We start from the raw sequence: 15,132 nt of genomic DNA, 5'->3' as shown, positions 1-15,132 counted from the left end.
CTGAGCTTGTCGACCCGAAGGGCGGGCAAAGCCCAACGGCTGTTTTTCAACCTTTAGAAAGTACAGGGCTTCGACAAGCTCAGCCCGAACGGTTCTCTTATTCGTATGTCAGCTTTCGGCTGCAAACAGCCAACAAGTTTGCAAACTACAAAAACCGGGGCGCTCCACTCAAGGACCGCCCCGGCCTTTCATCCGAGCATCGACCGATCAGCGGCGCGGGCGGATGCGGGTGATGGTGTCGGCTTCGGCGTCCTTCGCGCCGGCGGATTTGTCGACCGCGAAGATGGTGCCGTTCTTGCCCAGCGCCACATGGTTGGCGGTCGGCGCCGGGCCGAGATTGGCGACCAGCTTGCCGTCGGCGTCGGTCACCGCGATGGTGCTCGCGCCGCGATTGGCGATATAGGCGCGGCGCTTGACCGGATCGAACACGACATTGAGCGCGCCCGCGCCCACCGGCGTGTCGGCGATAACCTTGCCGTCATTGCCGTCCAGCACGACCAGATTGTCGCTGCCCTGTGCGACGACGAAGATGCGGCCGGTCTGCGGGTCGTGCGACACGCCGATGGCGCTGCGGACGCCGGGAACGGGCAGGACCTTCTCCACCGTGTCGGTGCGGGTGTCGATCACCGCGACCTCGTTGGTCGTCAGGCTGACGACATAGAGGCGATGCGCAGCCGCATCGAGCGAGAGGCTGGCGGCGGAAAATTCCTTGCCGCGCCCCTTCGCCTGGATCTGGATCGTCTTGATCTTCTCCAGGCTGCCGGTGTCGATCACCGCGACTTCCGGGTGGCCGGTGGCGCTGACATAGGCCTTGTTCAGCGGCGCATCGACGCGCACGTCGCGCGGATGGCCGACCGTGTCGGGCGCGAACTGCTTGACCAGCGACAGGTCGGACTGGCGATAGACCGCGATCGTGTTCTGGCGGGTATTGGTGACCCAGACCAGATCCTTGCTGTCGTCCACATCGACGCCGTAGACGGCGAACACGCCCGGACCCTGCGGGCCCTGGGCACCGCCCGGCGCGGCCGGACGCGGCGCGCCCTGCGGGCCGCCCTGACGTTCCGGCGCGGCCTGCGGCGTGACGCGGGCGAGCACCTTCAATGTTTCGGCGTCGAGCTTCACCAGCTCGGACTGGCGCACCGGCGGACGGCCCACGGCGGAGGTGACGAACAGCGCGTTGTTCTTCGCGCTATAGGCGGACTGGTAGAGGCCGCGCGCCGCCTGCGCCTCGGTCAGCACATAGTCCTTCTGCCCGGAAAGCGGGATGGTCGGCGACACCTTGAGGTCGGCGACGGTCGCATAATAGGGGCCCTGCGCGACGATGACGATCGGGTGGACGCCCGGAACCGCATTGGCCGGAACCTGGAACTTGCCGGAAACCTTGCCTTCCGCGTCGGCGACCAGCGGTGCGCCGGACAGCGGCGTGGTGCCGTAGAGCAGCGTGACCTGCTGGCCGGGGCGGAAGCCCTCGCCCGCCGCCGTCACCTCGCCGCCCGCCAGAATCGGCTGGTTGCGCTCTGGGGCGGAGAAGCGGATCTGCGCGCTTGAGGTCTTGTCGAGCGTGCTGAAGGCCGACTGGGCGAATGCCGCGCCCGCGCCGATGCCCGCCCCGGCGGCGATCAGCGATCCGGCGGCCAGCAGGGCGATGCCCGCCCGCCTTGCTCTGTTGAGATGCGTCATATCAAAATCTCCTGTCTGTTCGGTGCGAAGGGAAATGGCGTTTTCCGCCAAGGGTTTGTTCTTGTGGGTTTCCCGACGGGGTCGGGGAAGGCCCGTTCTTCCCGGAATTATTTCAGGCTCACCCAGTAGACGCCGTCATAGGGCAGGGCGAGGAAGTCGCGGTTGATCGTCGCCAGCGTCGCGGCCGGATCGATGTCCGCGAACAGTTCGGGGTGCACCCATTTGGCGAACGTCTCTATGGCGACGATATCGAGCGGCGAGTTGATGAGCTGATGGGAAAAGCCGTAGGCGCGCCCTTCGCGCACCGCGGAAAGCCCGGCGATGCCCCGGCGGGCGGTCACCTTCTCCAGCGACGCGCGGGCCTGCGCCTCGCTATAGCCCGCGCCCAGCACGAGCCCGCCCGCCTTGGCGAGATGCGGCCCGCCGGTGCCGATATAGATATGGGGATCGCGCGAGATCACATATTCGAGATTCAGCTTGCCGAACGACTGCTTGATGACGTCGGCGCCGATATTATGGCCGCCGACGAAGCTCAGATAATCGCCGACATTGCCCTGGCCCGGCGAATTGCAGCAATCCTCGTTCATGCCCGCATGCGCCTCCAGAAACACGGTCGGCCGCTTGTCGGCGGGCAGCGAGGCGACGCGGTCGGCGATGCGCTTCATCCGTTCCGCGCGGAAATCGACGAAGGCCTTCGCCTGCTGTTCCCGCCCGGTCAGCGCCCCCAGTATCTCAAGGCTGTGGCCCAGATTTTCGAACGGCTTCACGAAGAAATCGACGATCACGACCGGCACGCCCGCCGCTTCGAGCTGGGCGATCTGCGCGTCGGTGATGCCGCTTTCCAGCGACAGGATGGCGACATCCGGATGCGCGGCGAGCAGCGATTCCACATCGAAGCTGCCCGCCGAGCTGGATATCTTCGGCAAGGTGGCGAGCGCGGGCGATTTCTTGAGGAACTGGGTATAGGTTTCCGTGCCGAGCCGGTTGATGTCCTGCGGCCAGGCGGCGAGCAGCGACACAGGATCGGGATGGATCAGGCCGAGCGCGACCAGATAGCGGCTGTCGTCGATCGCGATGCGGCGGAACGGACCGGTCTTGTGGATCGGGCGGCCGCGCACGTCGGTCAGCCCGGCGGGGGCGGCTTGCTCCCCGCCCGTATCGCTTGACCGCCACAGCAGGATGGCGGAAACCAGCAGGACGAGAAGGAAGACGAGAATCCCGACCTTCAGTGCCGAAACCCTGCCGGGAGCCTTGCTGCTCGTGAGAAAAGCCTTCACCTTCGATAGTCCCCCAAATGCGCGATCCTTGCCGGATGGCCCGTGCAGAATGGCATGTGTGGCGCGCAATGTCATCAGTTGATAATGATTGTAAAGTGCAACGCTTATTCTTGCGCCGGATAACGAATATGACCTTGAGGCATGATGTTGATCGCGGGGAAGAAGCTGGTGCAGGGAGGCGTCATGGACGCTGAGCCCGCCCCCTTTTCCCTGCCCTACACCCAAAGCCTGATATTGCCCGGCCCGGTCGCGGGGGAGGGATATCGTATCGATATCGCCCTTCCGTCGGGCGCCTGCCCGCCCGGCGGATGGCCCGCGGTGGTCCTGCTCGACGCGGCGGGCTGTTTCGCGACCTGCGTGGAGGCGATGCGGCGGATGAGCCGGCGGCAGGACGCGACCGGCGTGGGGCAGGCGGTGCTGATCGGCATTTCTCCGGCCGATGGCGATCCGGGTAATGCGCGGCGGCAGCGCGATTTCACTTCCACGCGGACGGGCGGGAAAGCAGATGCCGGTGCCGATGCCGGCGGCGCGGAGGCGTTTCTCGCCTTCATCGAGCGGCAGGTGCTGCCGACGGTTTCGGCGCGCCTGCCGCTCGACGAGGGGCGGCTCACGCTGTTCGGCCATTCGCTGGCGGGCTATTTCGCCTTGTGGGTGCTGGCCAACCGGCCGCGCCTGTTCCGGTCCTATGCGGCGATCAGCCCGTCCATCTGGTGGGACAGGGAGGGGTTGTTCGACGCCTTTTCCCGCGCACAGATCGCCGACCGCCGCCTGTTCATGGCGGTGGGTGAATGGGAAGAGGCGCTGCCGCCATGGCAGCTCGGCCTGCCGGGCAGCGAGGAAGCGCTGGCCCGGCGCAAGGCGCGCCGCATGATCGCCAATGTGCTGGAACTGGGCGCGGCGTTGCAGGCGGCGATGGGGGAGGAGCGGGCGAGCTTTCGCCTGTTGCCGGAGGAGGACCATGCATCGATCGTGTCCGCCGCCATCCCCCGGATGCTGCGCATGGCGTCGTTGTTATGAGCGGGGCTGTCATGAGCGGGAAGGGAACGCGCGATGAAATGGCGGGATGATGCGGACAGCTATGGGCTGGTCAGCAAGACGCTGCACTGGGGGATGGCGCTGCTGTTCCTGTGGCAGTTCGGCGGGATGCTGTTGAAGCTGGTGGTGGGCCGCGTGCCGTGGATGGGCTTCTGGGTCGGGACCCATGCGTCGGTCGGCACCGCGCTGCTGGCCTTGATGCTGGCGCGCGCGCTCTGGGCCGTGGGGCAAAGACGCCGCCGTCCGCCCTATCATGCCGGAACGGTCGGCCGCCTTGCCGCCCTCGGCCATGGGGCGCTGTACCTCCTGATGTTCGTCGTGCCCGCGCTGGCGCTGCTGCGCCTCTTCGGCGGCGGGCGCGAGGTGCGGCTGTTCGGGGTGCTGTTGCGCGAAGGCGGCGGTGAGCGCGTGGCGTGGATGGTGCAGCCCGCGACACTGCTGCACGGAGTGCTGGCATGGCTGCTGCTGGCGCTGATCGCCGGGCATGTGGCGATGGTGTTCGTGCACCGTTTCGGCTGGAAGGACGATATCCTGCGGCGCATGCTCTGACGCTGTTGTTCTGGTATTGGCCGCCGTCCGTCATCCGCAGGGGCTATAATCGTTATACCGAATTCGTCGATGCGCTTTGCGGCAAGGGAGGATATTGCGAGCCATTATCAGAAAATGGGGCATTTATGAACCGCATGATTCGGTGGACTTCCGCATGGAAGCCGGTGTCGGCTCTGGCATGCATCGCGGCATTTTCCGCCGCCGGGCCGGCTTTCGCGGCCGCAGGGGCCGTCCCGCCGGCGGCCCTGCCGCACAATCTCTCGCCCTGGGGCATGTTCCTGGCGGCGGACTGGGTGGTCAAGGCGGTGATGATCGGCCTCGCGCTGGCATCGGTCGCGACCTGGACGGTGCTGGTCGCCAAGACGCTGGAGCTGAAGCGCAGCACCGCCGCGCATCGCATCGCGCTGGGCAAGGTGGAAGATGCCGGCGGACTTGAGGAAGCGGTGCGGTCGGTCGGTCCCGATGCGACTGCCACCCTCGCGCTGCTCAACGCCACCCGCAGGGAAATCCGGCAATCCGCCGATGCGCTGGACGATGTCGAGGGGCTGAAGGAGCGCGTCGTCTCGCGCCTCGACCGCATCGAGGCGGCCGCGGCGCGCCAGATGCAGCGCGGCACCGGCGTGCTGGCGACGATCGGATCGACCGCGCCGTTCGTCGGCCTGTTCGGCACAGTCTGGGGCATCATGAACAGCTTCGTCGGCATCGCCGCCTCGCAGACCACCAACCTCGCGGTCGTCGCGCCCGGCATCGCCGAGGCGCTGCTGGCGACGGCCATCGGCCTCGTCGCGGCCATTCCCGCCGTGGTCATCTACAATCATTTCGCGCGGCAAGTGACGGGATACAAGGCGCTGATCGGGGATACGTCGGCCGCCGTGCTGCGCCTCGTCTCGCGCGACGCCAGCCGGGGACGGGTGAACGCGAAATTCCTCGAAGCGGCGGAGTAAGCCCATGGCCGCGCGGTTGAGCCACGACGACGAGCTGTCGGAAAATCACGAGATCAACGTCACGCCCTTCATCGACGTGATGCTGGTGCTGCTCATCATCTTCATGGTCGCGGCGCCGCTGTCGACCGTGGACGTGAAGGTGGACCTTCCGGCGGCGACGGCGCAGCCCGCGCCCCGGCCCGACAAGCCGGTTTATTTCACCATCGCCGCCGACCGCAGCCTGTCGCTGGGCAATGATCCGGTGACGCTGGCCGGGCTGGAACCGGCGCTTGCGCGGCTGACCGGCGGGGACACCGAGCAGCGCATCTTCCTGCGCGCGGACAAGAGCGTCGATTACGATACGCTGATGCAGGCGATGAACGCGTTGCGCGCGGCGGGCTATGTGAAGATCGCTCTCGTCGGCGCGGAAGGGACGGGCGGACGATGACCGCAGCGGCTCTTCCGGGCGGCGTTGCGATCGATCCCTTCGGGGACGCGCAGGACCGGCGCCGCTGGGGCACGGCGCTGGCTGCCGTTCTCGGCCTGCATGTCGTCGCCATTGTGATCGCCGCCCAGTGGCAGACGGTCACGCCCCCGCGCGAGGAGGACAAGGCGATCGCGGTGGAGCTTGCGCCGCTGCCGGTCGCCGATCATCTCGCCGCCGCCGCTTCCTCGCCTGCCGCCGCGCCGACCCCGGTGCAGCCGGTGCCGCAGCCGCAGCCGGTGCAGGAGGTGCCCAGGCTGATCGAGCGGGCCGAGGTGCCTTTGCCGCCAAGGCCGCTGCCGCCGGTGCCCGTGCAGGCGACCCCGAATCCTGCGCCGGTTCCCGCCCCAGTGGCGGGCGTGGCGGGCAATGGCCTCGCTTCTTCGGCGGGTACGGGCCGGGGCGGCCCGGATGCGGGCGATGCCGGTGCGCGCGGAGGCCCGCCGGGCCGGGGACGCGAAGGGGGCGGGGACGCGGCCGCCGTCTGGCGCGGGCGGGTGCTCGCGCACCTGGAACGGCACAAGCGCTATCCCGCCGCCGCGCGGCTGATGAAGCGCGAAGGCAAGGTGCATGTCAGCATCTCCATGGACCGCAGGGGGCATGTGCTGTCCGTGTCGGTATCGCGCGGGGCCGGGTTCAAGCCCTTCGATACCGAGGCGATCGACACGGTGCGCCGCGCCGATCCACTGCCCGAACCTCCGGCGGAGCTGGCCGGGAACACCATTCCCCTGCAACTGCCGATCGGCTTCTACCTGCCGGGCGGGCGCTGACGCGCGGCGTTCCGCGCGAGGCTGGGCTGAGAGGGAGGGGCGGCGTGGGCGGCTATATCACCGATCTGGTCTATCCCGGCCTGTTCCATCGCGAAACCGCACCGCGCTGGATGGCGGCGGCGGTCGCCGCGATCGGGCAGAAGATGCCGGACTGCGATGGGCCGTTCCGTTATCTCGACCTCGGCTGCGGCGTCGGCCTCAACACCGCGCTGCTCGCGGCGGCCAATCCGCAAGGGCGGTTCGTCGGCGTCGACATGAACCCCCGCCATGTCGAGCAGGCGCAGGCCTATGCCGCGCTGCTGCCCAATCTTTCCTTCGTGCAGGCCGGGTTCGACGAGGTGGCCGATGGCCGCGTCGAGCTTCCCGATGCGGGGCAGCCCTTCGACTTCATCGTTGCGCAGGGCGTCTATTCCTGGATCGCGCCGGACCGGCAGGCCGACCTGCGGCGGATCGTCCGCGACCGGCTGGCGCCGGGCGGGCTGGCCTATCTCCATTACACCGCCCATCCGGGCCATTCCGTCTTTGCGGGCGCGCAGGCGATGATGCGCCGGGTGGCGGCGACGATGCAGGGCGATTCCGCCCGCGCGCTCTCCGCCTCGCTGGCGGTGTTGCGCGGGCTGGAGCAGGGCGGGGCGGGCTATCTGCACCAGCATCCGGCGGTCGGCAAGATGCTGTTCGACGGCAGCGTCGATGCCGCGGCGCTCGCGCATGACCTGCTGGCGCCCGATTGGGCCGCGCTCCATGCCGCCGATGTGATCGAGGCGATGGAGGATGCCGGGTGCGCCTTCGTCGGCAGTGCCGCGCTGCTCGACAATGTGGATGCGCTGTCCGTGCCGGGCGCCGCGCTGGATCTGATCGCACGCATCGGCGACCTCAAGGCGCGGGAGACGGCGCGCGATCTGGCGCGCAACCAGTCGGTGCGGCGCGACCTCTATCGCCGGGGCCTTCAGGGCCTGCCGGTGGAGGCCTATCGCGCCCAGTTGGAGGCGCTGCGCTATGGCGCGCTGCCCGCGATGCGCGCATCGGGCGACCTGACGGTGGCCATGCCCATAGGGCCGATAGCGGTGGAGGCCGCGCTGGTCGATCCGATCCGCGCGCATCTGGCGCGCGGGGCGGCGTCCTTCCACGAATTGATCGCCGCCCATCCGGCGGGCCATGCGCCGGGCGCGCTGATCCGAGCGGTGCTGATGCTGATGGCGGCGGGTGAAATCCATCCGGTGGCGGCGGACGGCGCGGACGGCGCGGGCGCGCTGCGGCTCAACCGGCTGCTTGCCGAAGAGGGCGCGGGGCCGGGCTGGCTGGCCGCGCCGGGCATCGGCTCGGCGATAGCGGTCGATGCGACGGAGATGGCCGTCGCCGGGGCGTTGCTCAGCGATCCCGCGCTGGAGGGTGAGGCGCTGCTGGCGGCGGCGCGGCAGGACGCGCAGGATTGGGATGAGGAGCGCGGCGCGGCCGCGGTCCGCTTCGGCTTGCCGCTGTGGCGCGCGCTGGGTGCCGTGCCTGCCTGATAGTGCGGAAACCGGTTATGGCGGTTTTGGGTGGTTGGCGGACATATCGTGCTGGAGTAGAAAGTTCACGCGGAGGCGCGGAGAAGGACGTTCCGGGCCGCAGGCTCCATTTCATTCTCCTTGCGTCGGTTGCCGGGGTGAATGACGAGGGAAAGCGCTTCGCGCTACTATCTCTCCGCGTCTCCGCGCCTCCGCGTGAAACCAATCTTCTACGTCCGCTTCTGGCCGGTAACCGGCACCATATTCTCAAGTCCGGAAAAAAGGGGGGAAGCGTTCGGGTGCGCTTCCCCCTTTTCCTTTGCCGTTCCCCGTCCCCGGCGCATCACGCGGCGGGGTGGGATGGCCTTCGGTCAGAACGAGGCCGTGCTCGTCACGAAGAAGGCGCGGCCCGGCTCGTTATAGTTGTTCGCGCCCTGTGCGTTGTTGGAGCTTTCGCGATAGAGGCGCTTGTTGAACAGGTTGGATACGCCCAGGCCCAGGCGGAAGTTGCGGTTCACCCGAAAATTGGTGTTGATCCCCACCTGATTATAGGCCGGACGCGGGCGAAGCTGGTCCGCGCTCGGCGTGGCGCCGCTGTAGAGCACGCGGTTCGGCTCCTGCTTGCCGTAGCGGGTGAAGGTCAGCAGCAGGTTGATCTGCTCCGTCACCTGCCAGTCCAGCGTGGAGTTGATCGTATATTCGGGAATGACGGACAGCTTCTCGCCGGTCGTCTTGTTCTTGTTCTGGATCATGTAGGTGACGTTGGTGTTGAAGCTGATCGCCGAGCCGAACGGGATCAGCACATTGCCTTCCAGACCTTCGACGACCGCCTTGGGGGCGTTCTGCCACTGGAAGACGCGGCCCGTCGTCGTGCCGCCGGTGGTGGTGCCGACCGGCACATTGCCCGCGAGGATCTTGTTGTCATAATCGTTGCGGAAATAGGTGATGCTGAAGTTCCAGCCCTCCGGCGCATAGGCGACGCCGATTTCCTTGTTGACGCTGCGTTCCGCATCCAGATCGGCATTGCCCTGCACATAGCAGCCGCCGCCGAGGCTCGGATAGTCGAGCGGGCAGCCATTGCCCATGGTGTAATAGAGGTAGTTGGGGTTGGACTGGTAGAGGTTCGGCGCCTTGAACGCGCGCGCGATGCCGCCCTTGAAGGTCAGGTCCGGGATCGGCGCGACCGACAGGTTGAGGCTGGGCGACCAGTTGCTGCCGAACTGGCTGTGCCGGTCGAAGCGGACGCCGGGCGTCACCGTCACCGGGCCGATGATGATATTGTCCTCGATGAACCCCGCCCAGGTATCCGCGTTGGAGGACGGGCTGCGTGTGCCGCTTTCCGCGCCTTCGATGGCGCTGCCGGTGCCGTTGCTGATGCCCTGCGACATCGCATAGGGATCGTTCAGATATTCGTAGCGGAACTCGCCGCCGACCGTCAGCACGTGCATCAGGCTGCCCGTCTCGAACGGGATGTCGAGCGAGCCGTTCACGTACCAGTTCTTCAGCCGCGAGGTGGAGAAGTTGGTCGTGGTGTTGAACGTGCCTTCCGGCCCGCCCGCCAGACCCTCGTTCAGGCGGCGGTTCCTGGTGTGCTCATATTGGGCGATCAGCTTGGCGGTGCCGAAATCGAAATCGCCCTGATAGTTGAGGCTGGCGGTCTTGCGCTTGATGACGTTGGTTTCCTCGCCGACCATCGCCGCGACATTGGGGCTGGTCGCGCCGCTGCCGGACAGGCGATATTCGCCTGCATATTCGTTGCCCTGGCGGCTGAAGCTGCCCTCGATGTCGAGGCGCTGGCCCTGAGCGGGGGTGAAGCGGAGCATCGCGTTGATGTCCTTGTTGGTCACGCCTTCGCGCGCGCCCGGCGGGTTCTGGCCCTCCGGCGTTTCGGATGCGTCGGCGTTGATCCGCGCATTGTCGGCCGAGGTTTCATTGTAATTGCCGTAGACGCGGAAGCTGACTACATCCTTCACGATCGGGCCGCTCAGCGAGAAATTGGCGCGCTTGGTGTTGCTTTCGGAGGTGTCCTCCGGCTGCTGCGCATAGCCGGTGATCGAACCGTGGAATTCCTGCGACGGGCCCTTGGTGATGATGTTGATGACGCCGCCCGCCGCGCCCGAGCCGTAGCGCGCCGCCGCCGGGCCGCGCAGGATCTCGATGCGATCGACTTCCTCGGCGGGCACCCAGTTGGTGTCGCCGCGCGAGTTGCGCTCGCCGTCGCGGCCCATGCGGGTGGAGTTGCGCGACTGGACGGGCTTGCCGTCGATCAGGATGAAGGTGTTTTCCGGGCCCATGCCGCGAATGTCGATCTGGCGGTTGTTGCCGTAGGTGCCGCCCGAGCCGCTGTTCGTCAGGTTGATGCCGGGCTGGCGGCGGATGATGTCGGCGAGGTCGTTGACCGGCGGGCGCTTCTCGATATCCTCGGCGGTGACGGTGGAGGAGCCGAGCGCCTGCCGCGCCTGTGCCTCCGCGGTGTCGAGCACGCGCAGCTCGTCCAGCACCTGCGTCTCGGCCTGAGTGCCGCTATTGTCCTGCGCCTGCGCCGGGCTGGCCAGACTTGCCCCCAGCGCCGTCGCCGAGAGCAGGGTGGTCACGCTGAATTTCATCCCAAAACCCCTTTTATAACCATGATCCGTCCGGAGGCGGGCCAAGGGAAAAGGCCCGCCGCCCGGAGGCAGATCGCGGCGCGTCAGCGGAAGGAAGCCTGCTTTTTCGCAGGTGTTCCGTTGCTCACGAGCCAATGAAAGCTAATGCGAGTAAATCGCATCAGCGCCATTGGCAGAGTCTCGGTGGAATGACCAATATCGGAACAGGATAACGATTATTCTTCGGGCGGCTGGCAATGGGCGGCCAGCAGATCGACCAGCCACATGGTCGCGGCGTCGCGCCGGTTGCGTTCGTGCCACAGCACCCAATAATCGAAGCTGGCGAGCAGCGGCGGCGGATCGGCCAGCCCCATATCATGGGCCGCCGCCATTTCCCGCGCGGCGCGGCGGGGCAGCACCACCATCGCGTCCGAATCCCTGAGCAGCGACGGCGCCGCCTGGAAATAGGGCAGGGCGGCGATGATGGTGCGCTCGGCCGCGCGCTCGCCCAACTGGGTGTTGATACGGTCGAAGCCGGTTTCGCCCACCAGCACCGCGATATGCGGCCAGTGCACGAACTGATCGACCGACAGCCGCTGGCCGCCGGTTTCGAGCGCCGGATGGCCCTTGCGCATCAGGCAGGAAAATTCCTCCCGGAACAGCAGGCGTCCATAGGTCGCCTGCAGATCCGGCTCCAGCCCGGTGACGATCAGGTCGATTTCCCCGGAAGCGAGTCTGGCGTGCATCGCATCGCTGAACTGCACGATTTCCAGCATCGCCTGGGGGGCCATGCGGTGGAAGGGGTCGAGCGCGGGCGCCAGCACGGCGGTGACGCCGAAATCGGTCGACGCCACGCGGAAGCGCCGGTTCAGCTGCTTGGGGTCGAATTCCTGCGTGGCGAAAAGGGAATTGGTGTGCGCCAGCCAGCTCTGGACGCTGGGGATGAGATCCTCCCCTCGCCGGGTCAGTTCCATGCCCTTGTTGGTGCGGATCAGCAACGGGTCCTGAAAAGCGTCCCTCAACTGCGCGAGAGAGCGGCTGACGGCCGGCTGGCTGATGCCCAGTCTGCGCGCCGTTCCGGTCACGCTGCGGGTTTGCAGCAGGAAGGACAGAATCAGGAGCAGGTTGAGATCGATATGCGATGGTATGGCCGGGCTTCCCTTTTCCGCCTGCGAGTGCATCGCAATAACATAGAGAAAGGTGAGTTTGCGATCAACCGTGCACGGAACCAAGCGATATAGCGGTTATGCGTATATCCATTATGCAGAACAGGCATGACCGGTCGCGCAGTCGTTGGAAAAGCCCGAATCCGGCAAAGGCGATTCGTATCCCGCCGAGCGGGAACAGCGTGAGAGGGCGGCAAAAACCGCGGAATAATGGAATTTCTCTACCGTTGCCTTTGGATACCAATTTATGTAAGCGCGTACATATTCAATGCATTGGCATTGCGGCAGTTTTCGAATTCGGGAGAGATTATGCGCTTTCATCCTTTCATGCGGGTCCTTGGCGGCTGTTCGTCGGTCGTGGCCCTCGCCATCGCAGGCGGCGCCCGTGCGCAGGAAGCCGCCGATGCGGCGGCGGAAACCGATATCGTGACCGACATCGTCGTCACCGGCACCAGCATCCGCGGCATCGCGCCGGTGGGCGCGCCCGTCACCGCGCTGGGGCAGGACGAAATTCAGGCGCAGCCCGCCAACACCACCACCGAATTGCTGCGGCAGGTGCCTTCGGTCGCCAATCTGGGCGCGAGCGATCAATATTTCGGCTCCGCCAACAACAGCAACGCGAACATCACCGGCGGCAACGGCATCAACCTGCGTGGCCTCGGCACGGAAGCGACGCTGACCCTGCTCAACGGCCGCCGCCTGCCCCCGGCGGGCACGCAGGGCCAGTTCTTCGACCCGTCGATCATCCCCACCGCCGCGATCGGCCGCATGGAGGTGATGGCGGACGGCGGCTCGGCCATTTACGGGTCGGATGCCGTGGGCGGCGTGGTCAACATCCTGCTGCGCAAGAATTTCTCCGGCGTGGAGCTTTACGCCAAGCAGGGGTTCAACGGCGATGTGCGCCAGTTCATCGCCGGCGGCGTGGTCGGCCACAAATGGGACAGCGGCAGCGCGATGGTGGCGTTCGAGCATAATGAACGCTCGCCGCTGAAGGCGTCGGCGCGCTCGCTCTACACCGACGATCTGCGCGCCTATGGCGGCACCGACCAGCGCCTGTTCAACTCCAACCCCGGCAATATCCAGGTCGCGGGCAGGCGCTACGGCATTCCCGCCGGGCAGAACGGCACGGGCCTCACCGCCGCCGATTTCGTCGGCGTGCCGGTCAACCGGATGAGCGCCTATGAAGGCGTCGACGCCATTCCGGGGCAAAACCGGGATTCGGTGATCGGCTCGATCGAGCAGGAACTGACGCCGGGCATTTCGATCTGGGGGCAGGGCTATTTCGCGCATCGCGAATTGCTGCGCACCGTGGGCGCGTCGACCTCCAACCTGACGGTGACGAACGCCAATCCCTTCTTCGTCGATCCCAGCGGCACCGGCGCGAGCAGCGTGACCGTCAACTATAATTTCTACGACGATTACGGCCCGCGCCAGCAGGATGCGTGGCAGCGCTCGTGGCAGATCGCGGGCGGCATCGATGCGGAGCTGGGCGGCGGCTGGAATTTCAGCGCCTATGGCAGCTATGGCCGCAACAGCGAGGAACGCTCTCAGCAGGACATCAACACCGCCCAGCTGCTCGCCGCGCTGCGCGACACCAATCCGCTGACCGCGTTCAATCCCTTTGGCGACGGCAGCTATACCAATGCCACGACGCTGGCCAATATCCGCGCATGGTCTGCCATCGGCGCGCGCTACAAGCTCGCTGATTTCGGCGCGAAGGTGGACGGCACGCTGTTCGACCTGCCCGGCGGCGGCGTGAAGCTGGCGGTGGGCGCGGAATATCAGGACCACAGCCTGCTGTCCTATTTCCGCAACACCACGGCGGGCGCGAACAACAGCACGGTGGTCTATACGCCGTCCACCACCTCCCGCACGGTGAAGTCCGGCTATGCCGAACTGTTCATCCCGATCTTCGGGCGGGACAATGCCCGGCCGGGGCTGGAGGAGCTGTCGCTGTCGGCAGCGCTGCGCCATGACGACTACAGCGATTTCGGCTCCACCACCAATCCGAAGTTCGCCGCCCGCTACAGCCCGTTCGAAGGCTTCAGCCTGCGCGGCACCTTCGGCAAGTCGTTCCGCGCGCCGACCCTGTCGGATATCGATCCCAACACGCTGACCATCTCGGTCAACGACTTCACCGACCCGAGTTCGTCGACCGGCGTCACCCGCACACTGTGGGTGCGCGGCGGATCCGACACGCTAGGCCCGGAAAAGGCGACCACCTGGTCGCTGGGCTTCGACTATCAGCCGGTCTTCGCCTCCGGCCTCAGCCTGTCGATGACCTATTTCAACGTCGAATACACCAACCGCATCGAAACGCCGGGCAACACCAACCTGGCGCTGACCCCGGCGATCGAGAGCCAGCTGGGCGCGCTGGTCACCCGCAATCCCTCGGCGGCGCTGGTGCAGGGCTTCCTCAGCAACCCGCTCTACACCGGTGTGCCCGAAAATCCGGCGAACATCCTCGCCTTCGTCGACGGGCGGAAGGTCAATATCGGCCGTCTCGAAACGCAGGGGATCGAAGGCGTCGTCAGCTATCTGTTCGACACCGGCCTCGGCCGGTTCAATCTGGGCGTCAGCGGCACCTATAATTTCGACTTCAAGCGGACGACCTCGCCCAATGCGGCGCCGGTCGACGTGCTCGACACCATCAACAACCCGCTGGAATTCCGCGCGCGCGGCAATGTCGGCTGGGACAATGGCGGGTTCAGCGCCAATGCGTTCGTCAACTATGCCGCCGGTTACCTCAACAATTCGGTGACGCCGGTGCAACATGTCGAGGCCTACACCACGGTGGACCTGTCGCTGCGCTACAAGATCACCGACGATGCCGGTTTCGGCCTGAAGAACGTGACCTTCTCGGCCGATATCCAGAACCTGTTCGATCGCGACCCGCCGGTGGTGCTGAACGGAACGCTGGCCTTCGACCCGCAGGTCGCCAGCATCATGGGCCGCTTCGCCACCATCGGCATCCGCGCCAACTGGTAAGCGCATGGCGCGCGCTGCCGGGCGGCGGCGCGCGCGTCAGACCATGGACCCGCATCGGCACGCCGGTGCGGGTTTTTTATTGGCCTAAGCGGACGCGGCCAGCGAAGCAGAATCAGGCACGCGGAGACGCGGAGGCGCGGAGGCGCGGAGTAGAGTGTCGCAAAGCATATTCTTCGCATGTTGGCGGC

Annotated in this window: 12 protein-coding genes; 8 read left to right on the top strand and 4 right to left on the bottom strand. The window is 66.5% G+C overall.

Features of this window, described 5'->3' with window-relative positions; genetic code table 11:
- A partial coding sequence (locus GGR43_RS23415; RefSeq protein WP_223177552.1) for a hypothetical protein occupies positions 1–233 on the top strand: 233 nt, incomplete at its 5' end.
- Here the strand turns inward: GGR43_RS23415 and GGR43_RS20825 are convergent.
- Positions 208–1,680: a YncE family protein gene (locus GGR43_RS20825; RefSeq protein WP_188073737.1), complete on the bottom strand. Its 1,473-nt coding sequence runs from the start codon at positions 1,678–1,680 to the stop codon at positions 208–210. The genes GGR43_RS23415 and GGR43_RS20825 overlap by 26 nt on opposite strands.
- A 107-nt stretch (positions 1,681–1,787) precedes the next feature.
- Complete coding sequence (locus GGR43_RS20820) at positions 1,788–2,957, bottom strand: ABC transporter substrate-binding protein (RefSeq protein WP_223177551.1); 1,170 nt, start codon at positions 2,955–2,957, stop codon at positions 1,788–1,790.
- Positions 2,958–3,140: 183 nt separating this feature from the next.
- On the opposite strand from GGR43_RS20820, the gene GGR43_RS20815 reads away from it, so the two are divergent.
- The 6 genes from GGR43_RS20815 (at position 3,141) to GGR43_RS20790 (ending at position 8,226) form a co-directional block, all read left to right on the top strand.
- A complete protein-coding gene (locus tag GGR43_RS20815; RefSeq protein ID WP_188073735.1) occupies positions 3,141–3,974 on the top strand; it encodes an alpha/beta hydrolase in 834 nt (277 codons plus the stop codon).
- 33 nt (positions 3,975–4,007) lie between these two features.
- Positions 4,008–4,541, top strand: coding sequence for a cytochrome b (locus GGR43_RS20810; RefSeq protein ID WP_188073734.1), 534 nt, complete (start codon positions 4,008–4,010; stop codon positions 4,539–4,541).
- Positions 4,542–4,813: 272 nt separating this feature from the next.
- Positions 4,814–5,485, top strand: a complete 672-nt coding sequence (gene exbB, locus GGR43_RS20805; protein ID WP_425502251.1) for a tonB-system energizer ExbB — start codon at positions 4,814–4,816, stop codon at positions 5,483–5,485.
- A gap of 4 nt (positions 5,486–5,489) precedes the next feature.
- Positions 5,490–5,912 carry a TonB system transport protein ExbD gene (gene exbD / locus GGR43_RS20800; protein ID WP_188073732.1) on the top strand — a complete coding sequence of 141 codons (423 nt, stop codon included), beginning with the start codon at positions 5,490–5,492 and terminating at the stop codon, positions 5,910–5,912.
- Positions 5,909–6,718, top strand: a complete 810-nt coding sequence (locus GGR43_RS20795; RefSeq protein ID WP_188073731.1) for an energy transducer TonB family protein — start codon at positions 5,909–5,911, stop codon at positions 6,716–6,718. Before exbD ends, GGR43_RS20795 begins: the two co-directional genes overlap by 4 nt.
- 44 nt (positions 6,719–6,762) lie before the next feature.
- The gene (locus GGR43_RS20790; RefSeq protein ID WP_188073730.1) at positions 6,763–8,226 is read left to right on the top strand and encodes a class I SAM-dependent methyltransferase; all 1,464 of its coding nucleotides are present in this window, start codon (positions 6,763–6,765) and stop codon (positions 8,224–8,226) included.
- Positions 8,227–8,576: 350 nt separating this feature from the next.
- Here the strand turns inward: GGR43_RS20790 and GGR43_RS20785 are convergent, their stop codons facing one another.
- The gene (locus GGR43_RS20785; protein WP_188073729.1) at positions 8,577–10,811 is read right to left on the bottom strand and encodes a FepA family TonB-dependent siderophore receptor; all 2,235 of its coding nucleotides are present in this window, start codon (positions 10,809–10,811) and stop codon (positions 8,577–8,579) included.
- Positions 10,812–11,026: 215 nt separating this feature from the next.
- Positions 11,027–11,971 carry a LysR family transcriptional regulator gene (locus tag GGR43_RS20780; RefSeq protein WP_188073728.1) on the bottom strand — a complete coding sequence of 315 codons (945 nt, stop codon included), beginning with the start codon at positions 11,969–11,971 and terminating at the stop codon, positions 11,027–11,029.
- Between the two features lie 294 nt (positions 11,972–12,265).
- Between GGR43_RS20780 and GGR43_RS20775 the strand changes: the two genes are divergently transcribed.
- Positions 12,266–14,944, top strand: a complete 2,679-nt coding sequence (locus GGR43_RS20775) for a TonB-dependent receptor (RefSeq protein WP_188073727.1) — start codon at positions 12,266–12,268, stop codon at positions 14,942–14,944.
- The last annotated feature ends 188 nt before the right edge of the window (positions 14,945–15,132 follow it).

Origin of the sequence: Sphingobium jiangsuense (assembly GCF_014196495.1) — a bacterium.
Classification (GTDB): Bacteria; Pseudomonadota; Alphaproteobacteria; order Sphingomonadales; family Sphingomonadaceae; genus Sphingobium; species Sphingobium jiangsuense.
Note: the sequence above shows the minus strand (reverse complement) of the source record. Positions and strands in the feature narration are given on the sequence as shown.

Excerpts from the sequence above, each read along its gene's own strand:
- GGR43_RS20825 (WP_188073737.1), bottom strand. The coding sequence starts at position 1,680 with ATGACGCATCTCAACAGAGCAAGGCGGGCGGGCATCGCCCTGCTGGCC.
- GGR43_RS20815 (WP_188073735.1), top strand. The coding sequence starts at position 3,141 with ATGGACGCTGAGCCCGCCCCCTTTTCCCTGCCCTACACCCAAAGCCTG.
- GGR43_RS20810 (WP_188073734.1), top strand. The coding sequence starts at position 4,008 with ATGAAATGGCGGGATGATGCGGACAGCTATGGGCTGGTCAGCAAGACG.
- exbB (WP_425502251.1), top strand. The coding sequence starts at position 4,814 with ATGTTCCTGGCGGCGGACTGGGTGGTCAAGGCGGTGATGATCGGCCTC.
- exbD (WP_188073732.1), top strand. The coding sequence starts at position 5,490 with ATGGCCGCGCGGTTGAGCCACGACGACGAGCTGTCGGAAAATCACGAG.
- GGR43_RS20795 (WP_188073731.1), top strand. The coding sequence starts at position 5,909 with ATGACCGCAGCGGCTCTTCCGGGCGGCGTTGCGATCGATCCCTTCGGG.
- GGR43_RS20785 (WP_188073729.1), bottom strand. The coding sequence starts at position 10,811 with ATGAAATTCAGCGTGACCACCCTGCTCTCGGCGACGGCGCTGGGGGCA.
- GGR43_RS20780 (WP_188073728.1), bottom strand. The coding sequence starts at position 11,971 with ATGCACTCGCAGGCGGAAAAGGGAAGCCCGGCCATACCATCGCATATC.
- GGR43_RS20775 (WP_188073727.1), top strand. The coding sequence starts at position 12,266 with ATGCGCTTTCATCCTTTCATGCGGGTCCTTGGCGGCTGTTCGTCGGTC.